17 protein-coding genes and 1 pseudogene are annotated in these 15,824 nt (G+C 43.5%); 3 read left to right on the forward strand and 15 right to left on the reverse strand.

Features of this window, described 5'->3' with window-relative positions; translation table 11 throughout:
• Positions 1-418: 418 nt before the first annotated feature.
• The 7 genes from AACT23_RS10535 to dusA form a co-directional block, all read right to left on the reverse strand.
• On the reverse strand, positions 419-1,171 hold the full coding sequence (locus AACT23_RS10535) for a phosphoadenylyl-sulfate reductase (RefSeq protein WP_094128378.1): 753 nt from the start codon (positions 1,169-1,171) through the stop codon (positions 419-421).
• Complete coding sequence (gene cysI, locus AACT23_RS10540) at positions 1,164-2,897, reverse strand: assimilatory sulfite reductase (NADPH) hemoprotein subunit (protein WP_013857905.1); 1,734 nt, start codon at positions 2,895-2,897, stop codon at positions 1,164-1,166. The genes AACT23_RS10535 and cysI overlap by 8 nt, the downstream gene beginning before the upstream one ends.
• Positions 2,897-4,750, reverse strand: coding sequence for an assimilatory sulfite reductase (NADPH) flavoprotein subunit (locus AACT23_RS10545; RefSeq protein WP_094128381.1), 1,854 nt, complete (start codon positions 4,748-4,750; stop codon positions 2,897-2,899). Before AACT23_RS10545 ends, cysI begins: the two co-directional genes overlap by 1 nt.
• A 96-nt stretch (positions 4,751-4,846) precedes the next feature.
• Positions 4,847-5,077 carry a hypothetical protein gene (locus AACT23_RS10550; protein ID WP_038149123.1) on the reverse strand — a complete coding sequence of 77 codons (231 nt, stop codon included), beginning with the start codon at positions 5,075-5,077 and terminating at the stop codon, positions 4,847-4,849.
• 166 nt (positions 5,078-5,243) lie between these two features.
• Positions 5,244-5,900 (reverse strand): TIGR04219 family outer membrane beta-barrel protein, encoded by a 657-nt coding sequence (locus AACT23_RS10555; protein ID WP_013857908.1) that lies wholly within the window; start codon positions 5,898-5,900, stop codon positions 5,244-5,246.
• A gap of 99 nt (positions 5,901-5,999) precedes the next feature.
• Positions 6,000-6,209 carry an envelope stress response protein PspG gene (pspG, locus tag AACT23_RS10560; RefSeq protein ID WP_029190027.1) on the reverse strand — a complete coding sequence of 70 codons (210 nt, stop codon included), beginning with the start codon at positions 6,207-6,209 and terminating at the stop codon, positions 6,000-6,002.
• A 211-nt stretch (positions 6,210-6,420) separates the two neighbouring features.
• Positions 6,421-7,401, reverse strand: a complete 981-nt coding sequence (gene dusA, locus AACT23_RS10565) for a tRNA dihydrouridine(20/20a) synthase DusA (protein WP_094128384.1) — start codon at positions 7,399-7,401, stop codon at positions 6,421-6,423.
• 251 nt (positions 7,402-7,652) lie between these two features.
• Here dusA and zur point away from each other — a divergent pair, with 251 nt between their 5' ends.
• Positions 7,653-8,111, forward strand: a complete 459-nt coding sequence (zur, locus tag AACT23_RS10570; RefSeq protein WP_017043301.1) for a zinc uptake transcriptional repressor Zur — start codon at positions 7,653-7,655, stop codon at positions 8,109-8,111.
• Positions 8,112-8,129: 18 nt separating this feature from the next.
• Positions 8,130-8,591 (forward strand): chemotaxis protein CheX, encoded by a 462-nt coding sequence (locus tag AACT23_RS10575; RefSeq protein WP_017043302.1) that lies wholly within the window; start codon positions 8,130-8,132, stop codon positions 8,589-8,591.
• 96 nt (positions 8,592-8,687) lie between these two features.
• On the opposite strand, the gene pgi is transcribed toward AACT23_RS10575, so the two are convergent.
• From pgi to AACT23_RS10590, 3 genes are all read right to left on the reverse strand, one after another.
• Complete coding sequence (gene pgi / locus AACT23_RS10580) at positions 8,688-10,340, reverse strand: glucose-6-phosphate isomerase (protein ID WP_026028405.1); 1,653 nt, start codon at positions 10,338-10,340, stop codon at positions 8,688-8,690.
• Between the two features lie 222 nt (positions 10,341-10,562).
• Positions 10,563-11,636, reverse strand: a complete 1,074-nt coding sequence (gene alr / locus AACT23_RS10585) for an alanine racemase (RefSeq protein ID WP_197056815.1) — start codon at positions 11,634-11,636, stop codon at positions 10,563-10,565.
• A gap of 13 nt (positions 11,637-11,649) precedes the next feature.
• The gene (locus AACT23_RS10590) at positions 11,650-13,056 is read right to left on the reverse strand and encodes a replicative DNA helicase (RefSeq protein ID WP_013857915.1); all 1,407 of its coding nucleotides are present in this window, start codon (positions 13,054-13,056) and stop codon (positions 11,650-11,652) included.
• 174 nt (positions 13,057-13,230) lie between these two features.
• Between AACT23_RS10590 and AACT23_RS10595 the strand changes: the two genes are divergently transcribed.
• Positions 13,231-13,995 carry a DUF481 domain-containing protein gene (locus AACT23_RS10595; protein WP_013857916.1) on the forward strand — a complete coding sequence of 255 codons (765 nt, stop codon included), beginning with the start codon at positions 13,231-13,233 and terminating at the stop codon, positions 13,993-13,995.
• Positions 13,996-14,059: 64 nt separating this feature from the next.
• On the opposite strand, the gene rplI is transcribed toward AACT23_RS10595, so the two are convergent.
• The 5 genes and pseudogenes from rplI to tuf form a co-directional block, all read right to left on the reverse strand.
• Positions 14,060-14,509: a 50S ribosomal protein L9 gene (gene rplI, locus AACT23_RS10600; protein ID WP_013857917.1), complete on the reverse strand. Its 450-nt coding sequence runs from the start codon at positions 14,507-14,509 to the stop codon at positions 14,060-14,062.
• Positions 14,510-14,542: 33 nt separating this feature from the next.
• Positions 14,543-14,770, reverse strand: a complete 228-nt coding sequence (gene rpsR, locus AACT23_RS10605) for a 30S ribosomal protein S18 (protein ID WP_000090472.1) — start codon at positions 14,768-14,770, stop codon at positions 14,543-14,545.
• A 16-nt stretch (positions 14,771-14,786) separates the two neighbouring features.
• The gene (priB, locus tag AACT23_RS10610) at positions 14,787-15,089 is read right to left on the reverse strand and encodes a primosomal replication protein N (RefSeq protein ID WP_026027846.1); all 303 of its coding nucleotides are present in this window, start codon (positions 15,087-15,089) and stop codon (positions 14,787-14,789) included.
• A gap of 8 nt (positions 15,090-15,097) precedes the next feature.
• Positions 15,098-15,466, reverse strand: a complete 369-nt coding sequence (gene rpsF / locus AACT23_RS10615) for a 30S ribosomal protein S6 (protein WP_013857919.1) — start codon at positions 15,464-15,466, stop codon at positions 15,098-15,100.
• 211 nt (positions 15,467-15,677) lie between these two features.
• Positions 15,678-15,824 (reverse strand): annotated as a pseudogene (tuf, locus tag AACT23_RS10620) (elongation factor Tu); the annotation flags it as partial.

The following is a 15,824-nucleotide window of genomic DNA, read 5'->3' on the forward strand; positions in this document are numbered from 1 at the left end:
CTGGCTTGCCGAGGCTTCCTTTGAAGAGGCGGCCATTCTAGCGAGATAATGAAAAGTGTCAAACACTTTATTAAATTATTTCGTCTTACCGATTTGACCTACTGATTGGCTGGCTAATTGGGCTTGAACCCTTACTGGCTGTGCCGTGTCAGTGAGGTCGCATTATAGAGATCGTAGTCACGTTGGCAAGCGTTATTTTGTAAAAATTGCAAAAATAGCGCTTAATCACCAAATTACTGCTCAAAGCCTTATTTATTCAATTTTACTAAGATCAAGTAAACATGTTACCCACAGAGTTATACACATTAGCTGTAATTTTTATCTTTTCAAACGTAGAAAAAGCGCCTTCAGACGCTTTTTCCGTTTCACTCATTTCTTTTTTACACTATATAGAAGATTAAATACCTGCATCATCTCCTTAGCTATTCTCTTCATGAAGACCACACTCTCTTTTTAAGCCGAAGAAACGCGTGTCTTCTTCATTCATTCCCGGTTCCCATTTACGAGTGGTATGAGTGTCACCAACTGAAAGGTAACCTTGCTCCCACAATGGATGATACGGAAGGTGATTTTCTTGCAGATAATAATGTACATCTTTATTTGTCCAATCAATCACAGGTAGGAATTTAAACACACCATTTTGAATCGCTAAAATAGGTAATGTCACCCGCGATTGTGATTGCTCTCGGCGTAGGCCAGAAAACCAAGTACCGATATTTAGTTCATCTAACGCTCTTCGCATCGGTTCTACTTTATTAAGGTGATTGTATTGTTCAATGCCAGTAACGCCTTGTTCCCAAAGTTTACCGTAACGCGCCTCCTGCCATGATGGACTTATCGTAGCGCTGAAGATATGCAGATTGAGATTTAGGTGCTCCGTGAGCTGGTCAATAAATTGATATGTTTCAGGAAACAAATAGCCAGTATCCGTCAATACCACTGGTATATCGCTTTTTACGCTAGAAACCAGATGCAGCATCAATGCGGCTTGAATGCCAAAGCTAGAAGAAAGCGCATGGGTTCCTTCTAGATTCTCAATCGCCCACATCACTCGCTGCTGCGCTGTTAACGTTTCGAGATAAGCATTTAATGGGACAAGGTGTAACGTTTGCTCTACTTTAGTTAGCGCCAATAACTCGGACAATTTAGGAACTACTGGTACTTCAAGCATAGAAATCTCTCTTAGAGATGATCACCTCTTCGATAATTCCTGCGCGGATTGTGAAATCACCAAATCCTTCTCCTTCGAGACGCTCGCTAGCCCAGCGTCCTACCAACTCATCAATTTCTTGAAGAATTTGTACATCGGTAATGTTTTCTTTATACATTTTAGGCACACGAGTGCCCGCTCTATTGCCGCCAAGATGTAGGTTGTAGCGACCGGGAGCTTTACCAACTAAACCAATTTCAGCCAACATGGCTCGGCCACATCCGTTCGGACAACCTGTGACACGTAAGATAATGTTTTCTTCTTTAGGTAACGCATGTTTTTGTAGAATCGTCTCTACATCCGTTACAAATTGAGGGAGGAAACGTTCCGCTTCAGCCATAGCTAATGGGCACGTAGGGAAAGAGACGCACGCCATCGAATTTTTACGTTGCTCACTCACATTGTCATTGATCAAACCATGCTGACGCGCAATCTGCTCAATCGTGGCTTTTTGTACAGCTGGTACTCCCGCTACGATGAGGTTTTGATTGGCCGTCATACGAAAATCACCTTGGTGGATTTTAGCAATTTCTGCCACACCACTCTTTAGCGGTTTATCAGGGAAATCGAGTAAACGACCATTTTCGATGAAAAGTGTTAAATGATGCTTACCATCGATGCCTTCAATCCACCCAATCCGATCACCACGTTCTGTGAGCTCGTAAGGGCGGCTGACCGCAAACTCAATACCAGCACGCTTTTCAACTTCGGCTTTGAACACATCGACGCCCACTCTATCGAGTGTGTATTTAGTTTTTGCATTTTTACGATTAGACCGGTTTCCCCAATCACGCTGAGTCGTAACCACAGCGGCAGCGACTTCTAAGGTTTTATCCAAAGGAATAAATCCGAAATCATCAGCACGACGCGGGTAAGTAGAAGTATCACCGTGCGTCATGGCTAGGCCGCCACCCACCAGCACATTAAAACCAACTAACCGACCTTGTTCGGCAATCGCAACAAAGTTTAAATCGTTGGCATGTACATCCACATCGTTTTGGGGCGGAATAACCACTGTCGTTTTGAACTTCCGCGGTAAGTAGTTATTACCTAAAATCGGCTCTTCATCTGTAGTTTCTAGTTTTTCACCATCCAACCAAATTTCGGCATAAGCGCGCGTTTTAGGTAACAGATGTTCCGAAATCTTCTTCGCCCATTCGTAAGCTTCCTGATGCAGTTCAGACTCCACAGGATTGGACGTACACAGTACGTTACGGTTCACATCACCCGCTGTGGCAATCGAATCAATACCAATGCTGTTTAACGTTTGATGCATCAATTTAATGTTAGGCTTCAATACCCCGTGAAACTGAAAGGTTTGGCGAGTGGTTAAACGAATGCTGCCATATAGGCTGTGCTCAGTTGCAAATTTATCTATCGCTAGCCATTGTTTCGGTGTGATGATCCCGCCAGGCATGCGCGCACGTAACATCACATTGTGCAGAGGTTCTAACTTTTGTTTTGCACGTTCGTTACGAATATCGCGATCGTCTTGTTGATACATGCCATGAAAGCGAATCAACTGAAAGTTGTCAGCACTAAAGCCACCTGTGATGTGATCTTGCAGATCTTGCTCGATCGTCCCACGTAAAAAGTGACTTTCACGTTTCAAGCGCTCGTTATCTGACAATGGGCCTAGCTCTTGTCCTAATACTTCTTGATGATTAGATTGTTGTTTGGTGCTCATTAGTACACATCCCTTTGATAACGTTTTGCTTTGCGCAGATCGTTGATATATGTCTCTGCCTGTTCACGTGATAACCCACCTTGCTGCTGTGCAATAACAATTAGTGCATCATGCACATCTTTCGCCATGTGCGTTGCATCACCACAGACATAAAGATACGCACCGTTTTGAATCCATTGCCAGACCAGTTCGGATTGTTCAAGTAATCGATGCTGGACGTAGACTTTCTCATGCTGATCACGGCTAAACGCCACATCTAGACGACTCAGCACACCGGATTTCAGATATTTTTGCCACTCAACTTGATAGAGAAAATCTTGAGTAAATGTACGATCACCAAAAAACAGCCAGTTTTTTCCTTTTGCTTCACGGTTATCACGCTCTTGAATAAAGCTACGAAATGGCGCAATTCCGGTGCCAGGACCAATCATGATAATAGGCACGTTATCATCTTGCGGTAGTTTGAAATTATTATTGTGTTCAATGAAAACCTTTACCTTGTCGCCCTCTTCTAAGCGCTGGCCAAGGTAACTGGACGCTCCCCCAAAACGGTGCTCATCTTGGTGTATATACTGAACAATGCTGACGGTAAGATGCACTTCATCTTCAACTTCGCTTTGACTTGATGCGATAGAATAAAGACGCGGCGTTAAACGACGTAATAAAGAGAGTAGCGCTTGGGCCGTCAGTTTAGTTTGCTTCTCTCGCAGTACATCAATCACTTGATGATGGCTCGCATACAATCTGAGCTTCTCTTTATCCTCCACCAGCTCAAGCAGTTTCGTACAACCAGATAACTCAGCAAACTTGGTCACCATCTGAGGATTTGCAGCCGTAATTTCATATTTATGCATTAAAGCACTATGGATGGATAAACTTTCGCCATCGACGTCAACACTTTCGACACCCGATAGCCCAGTCGCAGATAACACGGCATTAACCAACTCTGTATCGTTTTCATACCATACTCCAAGCGCATCCCCAGACTGATACGTTATACCTGACTCACCCAAGTCAATTTCAATGTGGCGCACCTCTTTTCCTGAATCTCGCCCAGTAATTTTTTGACTCGTCAGTAAAGTCGCACTGTAAGGATTTTGCTTACTGTATTGAGATAGATGATTCGTCGTTTGGCTCACGGGTAATTGCACAACTTGCGCAGGCGTACTTGCAAAAGCTTCTTTTACCACTGCTAATGCCTTGGCTTTCCACTCGGCGGCTTGATGTTCGTAATCAACGTCGCAATCCACTCGCTCAATAAAACGTTTGGCACCAAGCTGCTCTAAAAATGCATCAAAATCTTTACCCGTTTGGCAGAAAAATTCATAACTGGAGTCACCTAAGCCAATCACACCATATTGCAAGTGAGGTAATTTCGGCGCTTTCTTGGATTGTAAAAATTCATGCAGCGCTAATGCATTGTCAGGGGCTTCGCCCTCGCCATTGGTCGATGCAACAAAAATAACATGCGTTTCTTTCGCAAGATCTTTGCCTTTGTAATCACTCGCATCGAATAATTGAACCGCGATATCGGCAGCCTGAGCTTCTCTTTCCAATCCTTCAGCAAGGCCTTTTGCATTGCCTGTTTGAGAAGCGAAAATAATGGTTAATTGAGTCGCAGGCTCCATTGATACTAAAGTGGCTGCTTGTGAGCTGGAAGTAGAAATGCTTGATGCTTGAGACTGACTGAGGCCCCAAAAATATCCGCTAACCCAAGCAAGCTGCTGCGGGGAAAGTTCTGAAATAGTACGCTGCAATCCGTTCAGTTGCGCGTCATTGAGTGGGCTAGCTAAACTGGCTAGCTCTTGGGGTATGGTATTTCCTGAAGACATGGTCACGACTTCCCTATTCATTGCGTGACAATAGATTAACCACTCTCTTTAATAACAAGAAAGAATAGATAAGTATGTTTTATAACTTTTTGGAAGTAGGCATTACGCTTAATTCTCTCATTTAGACTCGACTCGAACTTGCTTAAAACCCACCTCCATAGCCGATTTAGAGGCAAGATCCAGATCGGTATACTGGCATTCGTCACCCTGAGAATCGGTTAATAGCACGAACCCACCACGGCAATGCCGAAACTCGACTATCCAATGCCCTTCTTGGAAAGAAGGTTCAATAATGGCTTCGATAAGCTTGTTCTCACGATACAAGTCCCTTAACTCGGTAATCGTCATCACCACACCATTTTCACATTATTCACTCGTGAATTAAGCATGGTACATTTTGCTTATTCTGCTAAGAAATTGCGCAATAATATAATTATCAGTTATAAAAAACGCCACCTTGCAGAGGTGGCGTTCTATGGAAAATGCATTTAGCGCGTAAGTATCGAATCGATACTTAAAATTGAAATTCAGCCCCTAAGAACCAACCATCAACAAAGACAAATGAGTTTTTCGTTTTTGGGTCAAGTTCGGTGAATTCAAGATCAATCACACGATAGCCGCCACGCAATGCGACATTGCCAGCACGAATAGGTATGGAATACTGCAAACCCGCTAGTACATCTGCGCTTTTAATTCCGCCACTATCACCAAAATCAAACTGCCCAATCACATCAACTTGGGTATTGGGAATTTTAATTGTGGCATAGGCATACCAGTTAAAAGTCGTCTTATCAAAACTGTACTTCAAGCTATCTGGTGCTTGATACTGAGAACCACGATATTGAGTGAATGTAACACCCGCATCGAACGACATTAACTGCCGCTCTAACAGATTGTAATACAAGGTATAGTCGTACTTATCAAAGGATGCATAATCCGCCTCAAGCGTTGTATAACGAATACTCGCATTGGGCAAATAAGGTAGCTGATGCTCAAAAGCAACGTGGATTGAAGGTGTCTTCACATCATCACGACGAGTATTGTCGATTTTAGTGCTGCCCCACCACATGTCAGCACCAACTTCTCCACGATAAAATGATTCTGCTTGAACCGATGCGGTTGACATCATCATTGCCACACTGACCAACGCTAACCAAATTGGTTTATTCATCCCTATTGCTCCCTATTTATTCGCTACTAATGCATGTTCTTAATTGAACGCGATAGTAGCATATTCCTGAAGTGAGTTAACGTTTCGTTGACTGCCACATTAGCGAGGGGTGTACACCACATGACGGAAGAACCAGACCCCCAAAACAATCACAATGATCCAAGGTAGTAGCTTAAACATCACTCCAATCATGCCTAGTAATGCCAATACTATAAAGCCCATGATCGTCGCAATAAACACAGTCGCCAAAGTGATGCCTGTCGCCAATAAAGTTGCAATAAAAACCAATAAGAAAATAAGTTCAAACATGATGTTTTCCTCCGTTTCTCTTACCACTAGCAGATATCGAGCCAACTTGTCATTACCGCCTCTGATTTCAAGTCAAGACTAAAAAAATCACAGTTTCTTGGCCAATCAAGCACTTGAAAAGCAATATTTATTTCAATAAAAAAAGCCAAATAACACCGAGTCATTTAGCCTTTCTATTATTGGTAAAAATCACCACTTAAGTTGGTAATTTTTACACATTCAACTCTTTCGGAATTTTTGCTAATGCCGATTGCACGACTTCAATTCCCGCACCGGGCTTATGCGCATTCTCACTGATATAACGTCGCCATTGACGAGCACCTGGCATATTTTGGAACATACCTAACATATGGCGGGTAATATGGCCAAGGTAAGACCCCTGAGCTAATTGACGTTCAATATAAGGAAACATCTCTTCAATAATTTGAGAACGTTTTTTAATCGGCGTATCCATACCAAAAATGGCCTGGTCCACTTCCGCCAACAAATAAGGGCTTTGATAAGCTTCCCGTCCAATCATTACGCCATCAAGATGCTGTAAATGCTCACTGACTTCAGCTAAGGTTTTGACACCGCCATTCACAGCAATGACTAAATGTGGGAAATCTTTTTTCAGCTGATATGCCCGTGAGTAATCTAACGGCGGTATTTCACGGTTCTCTTTTGGGCTCAAACCACTAAGCCACGCCTTACGCGCATGAATAGTAAACTGTTCACAGCCCCCTTTCTCTGATACCAATGAAATAAAATCAGTCAAAAATTCATAAGAATCCATGTCATCAATACCAATACGCGTCTTTACGGTTACCGGAATATCAACTACTGATTTCATCGCTGCAACGCAATCCGCCACCAGTTGCGGCTCTGCCATTAAACAAGCACCAAAACGACCATTCTGGACGCGATCAGACGGACAACCCACATTGAGGTTGATTTCATCGTACCCGTACTGCTGGGCAAGTTTGGCACAATGAGCAAGGTCTTGAGGATTCGAACCACCCAATTGTAACGCTACTGGGTGTTCCTCCTCGTTGTAAGCCAAGAAGTCCCCTTTACCATGAATGATCGCGCCTGTCGTAACCATCTCGGTGTACAGTAACGTTTGCGAGGACAGCAAACGATGAAAGTATCGGCAGTGGCGATCTGTCCAATCGAGCATGGGTGCTACTGATAGCCTACAAGGGTGAGTCATGATTTAGATATCCCAATTCAGTCAGTTTCAATGGCTAAACTTACAGCCAAAAACAAAGTTTGGCATTGTAATCGCTTCGAGTTTATAGCGCCAACAGTTCTTCTTCTGTATCGTTTTGCATCGATATAAGGTAATTTAAGCACTATTTTCGTTGCAAACAACGATCACATCGCTAACTAACTCCAGAAAATGTTGTAGGCTACAAGGCTATTAATCTGGAAATAGTATATTATTATTAAAGTCCAATGGTTATGGTGATGAATTTGGACCACAAGCTAACGAAACAAATAGAAGAACTATGCGCAGCGAGAGGAGTACGACTAACTTCTCAACGAAAGAGAGTGTTTGAACTGATTTGTTCAAGCAAAAAAGCATCCAGTGCTTATGAATTGCTTGAAGATTTAAAGCAAAGCGAGCCCCAAGCGAAACCACCAACGGTGTATCGTGCTCTGGACTTTTTGTTAGAACAAGGCTTTATTCATAGAGTGGAGTCAACAAATAGCTTTATTTCATGTTGCTCTTGTAATGCTAATAAGCATTTCTCACACCTATTAATTTGTGACAAATGTGGCAATGTTATTGAACTTCAAGATGATAGTCTGATAGCCTTGCTAGCAAGCAACGCTGAGAAACACGGTTTTAACATCGTTAATCACGTTATTGAATCTCATGGTGTTTGCCAAACGTGTTCCTCAAGTCTGAAAGTATAAAAACAGTAGAAGAAGGTTATGCGCGCTGAATTTGTAAACCCGTTTTTAGCTTCTTTAATGAACGTGTTAAAAACGATGGCTTCATTAGAGTTGAAGCCACAGAAACCTCGTGTAAAGAAAGATGAGATTGCCCGTGGTGATGTCTCTGGCTTGATTGGTATGGTTGGTAGTCAAAGCCGTGGTTCCATGTCTATTACTTTTGATGAAAGTCTAGCATTGGAAATCATGCAAAATATGTTAGGTGAACGCCCCAACGGTCTCAATGAAGAAGTGACAGATATGGTCGGCGAAATCACCAACATGGTGACAGGCGGAGCTAAACGCATTCTTGCCGAGAGTGGTTTTGACTTTGATATGGCAACTCCGGTTGTTGTCTCAGGAAAAGGCCACACGATTCGTCATAAATGCGAAGGTGCAATTATTATCATGCCGTTTACCTCTCAGTGGGGTAACGCTTTTATCGAAATCTGTTTCGAGTAAGCTCTTTCATTAAAGAAAAAAAGGTTGATACCGTTAAGTATCAACCTTTTTTATTTGGATAAAACCTTACTCACATCCAAGTAAGGTTTTGACGCATTACGCTTTAAATGTCTTAAACGCGTTAATCAAACCATTGGTTGAGCTGTCGTGTGAACTCACTTGAGCATCGTCGGCTAACTCAGGCAGAATTTGGTTTGCTAACTGCTTACCAAGCTCAACGCCCCATTGATCGAAACTGAAGATATTCCAAATAACACCCTGTACGAAAATTTTATGCTCGTACATCGCAATCAGGTTGCCCAAAGTGCGTGGCGTGATCTGCTTAACTAAGATTGAGTTGGTTGGGCGGTTTCCTTCAAACACTTTAAATGGTGCGATTGCCGCCATTTCTTGTGCTGATTTGCCCGCCGCTTTTAGCTCAGCTTCCACGGTTTGCTGCGTTTTTCCAAACGCTAACGCTTCTGTTTGAGCAAAAAAGTTCGACATCAATTTTTGGTGATGATCACCCGCTGGGTTATGGCTGAGCGCTGGCGCAATAAAATCACACGGGATCAATTTTGTTCCCTGGTGGATCAATTGATAAAAGGCGTGTTGACCATTAGTACCGGGCTCACCCCAAATGATTGGACCCGTTTGGTAAGTTACCGCTTGACCGTTACGATCTACGTATTTACCGTTTGATTCCATATTGCCCTGTTGGAAATAAGCGGCAAAGCGATGTAAGTATTGGTCATAAGGCAGAATCGCTTCTGATTCGGCGCCGTGGAAGTTGTTATACCAAATACCAATCAAGGCTAGGATCACAGGAATATTTTGCTCAAAAGGTGTCGCCACAAAATGGCGATCCATCTCATGCGCGCCGGACAGCAGTTCCACAAAGTTGTCATAGCCTACAGCCAATACAATGGATAGACCAATTGCTGACCATAGTGAGTAGCGTCCACCAACCCAATCCCAAAATTCGAACATGTTGTCTGTATCAATACCAAACTCAGCGACTGATTTCGCATTAGTCGACAGCGCCGCAAAATGTTTTGCAACATGAGTTTCATCGCCTGCTTCCGCTAAGAACCAATCACGAGCCGTATGTGCATTGGTCATGGTTTCTTGGGTAGTAAACGTCTTTGAAGCCACTAAAAATAGCGTGGTTTCTGGATTGACTTTTTTCAACGTTTCAACGATGTGTGTTCCATCAACGTTAGAAACGAAATGAAGATTAAGATGATTCTTATACGGCGCAAGTGCTTCTGTGACCATGTATGGGCCAAGGTCTGAACCACCAATACCAATGTTGACAATATCGGTAATCGCTTTACCAGTGTAACCTTTCCATTCACCAGAAATCACTCGTTCAGAAAACGATTTCATCTTCTCAAGTACCGCATTCACGGCTGGCATCACATCTTCACCATCAACCATGACCGGTGTGTTACTGCGGTTGCGTAACGCAGTGTGCAGTACGGCACGGCCTTCAGTTTGGTTGATCGCGCATCCTTGCAGCATAGCGTCGATGGCTGACTTTAGTTCAGTCTCATTCGCCAATGCTTGTAAATGTTGTAAGGTTTCTTCGTTGATCAAATTTTTTGAGTAATCAACAAGAATATCTGAACCAAAACGAGTCGAGAATTTATCGAAACGTTGTGCATCTTGTGCAAAAAGTGATTTAAGGTCCATATCTTGCGCTGATTCAAAATGCGCAGTCAGTGCTTTCCAAGCGTTGGTTTGCGTTGGATTGATATTTTTCAACATGGTATCTATCCCGATGTGACAGTAGGTTTTATTCCTATCATTCCTAAACTCTGTTTCAAAATGATGGAATCCCCGATTGAGCAAAAAAAAGAAAATGGTATCGACTGCCTATATTTGGAAGGCAACACGTCGTTATTCGTTTTGTGAGCGCCATTATGACGCAGCTTACCCGCTCTCATATTGAGTTAGGTCAGGTAAACCTAATGGGTGCATACTCTGGCTTTATTGATACGACATCTCAACACGAGAAGTGAGTTTCGTCACTAACTCGTAAGCGATCGTGCCGATGTGAGAGGCCACTTCTTCGGCTGGTAGCTCTTTTCCCCATAAAATAACCTCATCGCCCACCTTATCGCAGGCTTGTGGACCGAGATCGACCGTAAGCATATCCATTGAAACTCGCCCTGCAATCGGCACTTTACGCCCATTGACAACAACCGGAGTTCCATTGGGTGCAGTGCGAGGATAACCATCGCCATAGCCAATTGCGATAACACCAACCTTAGTGTCACGTAAGCTTGTCCAAGTGGCACCGTAGCCGACACTCTCTCCCGCTTTAACATCACGCACTGCGATCAAGTGAGATTTTAATGTCATTACAGGTTGATAGCCCAGCGCTTGCGCCGAGTTATCATCAAAAGGAGAAACGCCATACATAATAATACCTGGGCGAACCCACTCTAACTGGCTGTGCTTCCAAGCTAATAAACCAGCGGAGGCAGCAAGTGATCTTTCACCCTCATGACCTTTTGTCATTGCTAAAAATAGCTCAATTTGCTCAGAAGTCGTTGATTTATCGAGTTCATCGGCACAACCAAAATGACTCATATAACGCAATGGCTTCACTACGTTTTTACACGCTTGCAAACGTTCTAAAAAATCGGGGTATTGTTCTGGGCGCACACCTAAACGATGCATTCCGCTATCGATTTTCAACCAAACATTGACTGGGACATCTAATTGAGCTTGCTCTAAGGCGACTAACTGCTCCTCACAGTGAACAACGGTTTGAATGTTATTGGTCACCAATACAGCAAGATCCATCGGGGAATAAAAACCTTCAAGCAACAAGATAGGTTTTACCACACCGCTCGCTCTCAGTTGCAGCGCTTCTTCAATGCGCGCCACGCCAAATGCATCCGCGCCCAGTGCATGTTTCGCAACATGCCGAAGCCCATGACCATAACCATTTGCTTTGACCACCGCCATAATTTTACTGTTTGGTGCCTGCTGTTTTACTCGCTGTAGGTTGTGCTTTAACGCATCGAGATCGATGCAGGCGGTTGCCGCTTTCATGTAGCTCATCAAATTACTCATCGTCAAATGCAGGGCCTGCATAATTGTCAAAACGAGAATACTGCCCTTGGAAGGTCAACCGTACAGAACCAATCGGGCCGTTACGTTGCTTACCTATAATAATCTCTGCGATACCCTTTAACGAACTATCAGGGTGATACACCTCATCGCGATAAATGAACATGATCAAATCGGCATCTTGTTCTATCGAACCGGATTCACGCAAGTCAGAGTTGACTGGGCGTTTATCGGCGCGCTGCTCCAACGAACGGTTAAGCTGCGATAAAGCCACCACGGGCACATTCAATTCTTTAGCCAGTGCTTTTAACGAGCGAGAGATCTCCGCAATTTCTAAAGTACGGTTATCCGATTGCGAAGGAACTCGCATCAACTGCAAGTAGTCGACCATGATGAGCGATAAGCCGCCATGCTCGCGCGCAATACGACGAGCTCTAGAACGAACCTCGGTAGGCGTTAGGCCTGAGCTATCATCTATGTACATATTTTTCTTTTCCATGAGAATACCCATGGTAGATGAAATTCGTGCCCAATCCTCATCATCCAGCTGCCCAGTACGAATTTTGGTTTGATCAACGCGAGAAAGCGATGCCAACATACGCATCATGATTTGTTCAGCCGGCATCTCAAGAGAGAAGATAAGAACCGGTTTTTCTTGCTCCATGGCCGCGTTTTCACACAAGTTCATGGCAAACGTCGTTTTACCCATAGAAGGGCGAGCAGCTACAATGATCAAATCAGAACCTTGTAAACCAGCCGTTTTCTTATTGAGATCAGCAAACCCCGTATTCACGCCCGTGACACCATCTTGTGGTGTTTTATACAGCAGTTCAATACGCTCTAAAGTTCTTTCTAAAATCGAATCGACATTCTGCGGGCCTTCATTTTCGCTGGTACGCTCCTCAGCAATGGCGAACACTTTACTTTCAGCCAGATCGAGCAAATCTTCCGAACTGCGCCCTTGCGGATCATAACCTGCATCCGCAATCTCATTGGCAACACCGATAAGGTTACGCACCAATGCTCGTTCCGCTACGATTTCAGCATAAGCATTAATGTTAGCCGCACTGGGCGTATTTTTCGCCAAATCCGCTAAATAAGCAAAACCGCCGACATCTTCCAACTGTTCGCGACGCTCGAGATACTCAGATAATGTAATAAGATCGAGTGGCTTACTGGCTTCCAAAATCGATTTAGCTGCATCAAAAATTAGGCGGTGTGCACGGCTATAGAAGTCTTTGCTGACCACACGCTCTGCCACCGTATCCCAACGTTCGTTATCCAATAGCAAGCCCCCAATCACTGATTGCTCAGCTTCGATCGAATGTGGAGGAACTTTAATTGCGTCGACTTGTGCGTCAAACGGTTTACGATTTCGTTGATCTGTTCGTGGTGCAGCCATGACTTCGCTCAATACTATCTAATGACCGACCATTATAGCCAGAATAGATCATTTGTAATTATGTAAACGAAACTTTGTGTTTATCTCGTAGAGAATTAACCTCATGCTGACCAAACAGAACCGCCCTACACCTACTATTTCGCCCACTATTTTTATTCACTTTAGGGGTGCTTCGTGTCCAAAATTTGGTTTCTTAGTTTTAGCCTGTTCGCGATGAGTGCAGCTTATGCTAATGAGGATCTTAAAAACGATACGGAAATCGAAGTTCCTTCTCCTTGGAATAGCCAAGTCGAATTGGGTTACCAAGCCCACTCAGGTAATACTGATTCAGAGTCATTGAATTCACGAGTCAAGACAGAATACATAACAGGTCGCCATCGAACCAATGGTGAGTGGAAATTGTATCGTCTTGATAAAAATGGAAAAGAGAATAAGCGGCAGGCAAACTATTCGCTGCAAAGTGACTATAAGTTAGCCTCAAAAGCCTATCTATACGCAAACTTTAACGGTGTTGATTCGAAATACAGCGCCTATTTCAAAGACTACACGCTATCTGGTGGAATGGGTTACCAATTGATGAATACCGACATATTGCTATTAGAGATTGAAATAGGGCCCGGTTTTCGTTACCAAAAACCCAATCTAGATGAGATATCAAGTACAGATATTGTATTTGCAAATACAGTCGAAGAAGTCATATTTCGTGGTAACTTAAAGGGTGTTTGGGCAACTTTCGATAATTTAACCATCTCCTCTGAACTGACTCTTGTCGCAGGAGAAAGTAACATCAGAACCGATAGCGAACTCATTTTAACCAATCACATTACTGATTCGATTGCGTTGAAAGTGAACTTGTCTCGCCAATACCACGATAAGGTTCCAGCAGGACTAAGTAAAGCCGATAGCGTTACTTCATTTAGTTTACAGTTTCGTTTCTAGGTAGTTTGAAGATAAAAAAAACACCAGCCAAGGCTGGTGTTTTCAATTCATCCGAAGACTGAAATTACTCAGCAACGATTTGAATTTTCGCAGTTGCAAACACTTCTGAGTGAAGTTGGATGCTCACTTCGAAAGAACCTACGTTACGTAGAGCACCTTCAGGTAGACGAACTTCGCTCTTAGATACTGCAACACCTGCCGCTGTAATAGCGTCAGCGATATCACGAGTACCAATAGAACCAAATAGTTTACCTTCATCGCCTGCTTTAGAAGTAATAACAACAGCTTCAAGAGCGTTAACTTGTTCAGCACGAGCTTGAGATGCAACAAGTTGCTCAGCAACTTTAGCTTCAAGTTCAGCACGACGAGTTTCAAACATTTCAACGTTAGATTTAGTTGCCATTACAGCCTTACCTTGTGGGATAAGGAAGTTACGAGCATAACCAGATTTCACGCTTACAGTGTCGCCAAGGCTGCCTAGGTTACCGATTTTATCAAGTAGAATAACTTGCATTGATTAATCCTCTTTCTTAATAAACGGTGCCAATTACTGATGTTTATCAGTGTATGGCAATAGAGCTAGGTAGCGAGAACGCTTGATTGCACGAGCTAGCTGACGTTGGTATTTAGCGCTAGTACCAGTGATACGGCTAGGTACGATTTTACCAGCTTCAGTTATGTAGTTTTTAAGAGTTGCTACATCTTTGTAATCAATCTCTTGTACGCCTTCTGCAGTGAAACGGCAGAATTTACGACGACGGAAGAAACGAGCCATGGGCTATCTCCTGATCTTAAATTTGAGTAATGTGGTCGGCATGTAGCACCAATTTACCTACGCCATTATGGCTAGTTTGGTAAGCGACAAAGCCACTTACGGTTATGGTGCTGCCTTGTACTAAGTGTTGAGTGAGATTCGTTGACCTCTGCCCACTGACGACTACCGGCATACGACAATAGACTTGTCTCGGTAAATCAGCTTCTATCACTGTTGAGCGATGTTCAAGCCAGAAACGGCAATGTTCAATGCCCGCAGGACTTTGGCTTCGAATGGGAGGTTTTGCGACAGTGCCACTCAACTCCATCCGATTGGTCATCAAATCAATTACTCAGCGTCTGCATCGAAACGAGTTTCATCACGCTTAGAACGCTCTTCTTTAGCTTTCAGCATGATTGATGGCTCGGTGATAGCAGCTTTAGTACGCATGATCATGTTACGTAGAACTGCATCGTTAAAACGGAAAGCAGTTTCTAGCTCATCAATCACAGCTTGGTCAGCTTCAACGTTCATAAGAACGTAGTGAGCTTTGTGAAGCTTGTTGATTGGGTAAGCCATTTGACGACGACCCCAATCTTCTAGACGGTGGATAGTACCGCCAGTTTCAGTGATAGAACCAGTGTAACGCTCGATCATGCCAGCAACTTGCTCGCTTTGATCTGGGTGCACCATGAATACGATTTCATAATGACGCATCGGTTGCTCCTTACGGATTATTCAGCTTCCAGGTTTGGCTCGGTCGTCCATAGGAAGCAAGGAACGAAAAAAAAAGACCGAGAATTAAGGACGGCAAATAGTACAGAAACGAAGCAGGATTAGCAAGGGAAATGTACTAAGGGTCACGTCAAACAAAAAGGGAAGCCTAAGCTTCCCTTTTTAATGCAGTGTGTGCATAAATTATCGAAAATTAAGCGATAACTTTAGCAACAACACCAGCACCTACTGTACGACCACCTTCACGGATCGCGAAACGTAGACCTTCATCCATCGCGATTGGAGCGATTAGCTCTACAACCATTTGGATGTTGTCACCTGGCATTACCATCTCTACGCC

Origin of the sequence: Vibrio sp. V09_P4A23P171 (assembly GCF_963875615.1) — a bacterium.
GTDB lineage: Bacteria > Pseudomonadota > Gammaproteobacteria > Enterobacterales > Vibrionaceae > Vibrio > Vibrio anguillarum.